Source organism: Flavobacterium sp. (genome assembly GCF_052437795.1).
GTDB lineage: Bacteria > Bacteroidota > Bacteroidia > Flavobacteriales > Flavobacteriaceae > Flavobacterium.
This window is the reverse complement of record NZ_JBQVPA010000015.1, coordinates 1-663: the sequence shown is the minus strand read 5'-3', so window position 1 is coordinate 663 and position 663 is coordinate 1. Positions and strand designations below refer to the sequence as shown.

The 663-nt window shown below is 57.0% G+C and carries 1 protein-coding gene; it reads left to right on the top strand.

The features are described from left to right. Positions 1-278 precede the first annotated feature (278 nt). Positions 279-663 (top strand): hypothetical protein (locus ACT6R0_RS18615; RefSeq protein ID WP_444667448.1); only part of this gene is annotated, 385 nt, incomplete at its 3' end.

Below are 663 nucleotides of genomic sequence, written 5' to 3'. Positions count from 1 at the left end.
ATTTTGGACTGGGCTGGACTGGGCTGGGCCGGGCTGGGCTGGGCTGGGCTGGCCAGGCATTAACAGGGTTAGCCTGGTGCTAACCGCAGATCCACAACTGGGCAGTGGAGCTGACAGAGGAATCAGGGGTGCCCTCCATTGAGTTCGTGGCCTGGGACAAGTGCTATGTGGTGGTCAATGGCCACCGCACCTACCTGGACCTCAGCAAGGTCAGGTGCAGACCGCTGCCTGTGAACTTCTGCCAGTTGGGGTCTGCATGTGTTTGAATGTTTGGCTGCATGCCTCAGGGGCTGGTAGTCATCATCATCATCATCATCATCATCATCATCACATGGCCTTCACCACTTGGCGTTGCTGCAACACACATGAAGAGGGCAGGTTGTGTGACCAGCTCCCCTTTGGTGTGTAACCAGCTTTCCTGGCAGCGTGACCAGCTTCCCTATGCCTTCCCTGCCTTGCAGGTGCCGGCCCTGTCCCCCAGGCAGCTGCAGCTGATGGCTAAGGCCAGCATCACCAAACAGAAGGAGGAGGAGGAGTATGTGATTGGCAAGACATCAGCAGGTGTGGCAGGGGCAAGGGCCAAGGTGTCTATCATCATCACCAGCACCATCACCATCATAGTCACATGGTGTCTGCTAACAGGTCAGGGTAAGACTCCTAGGG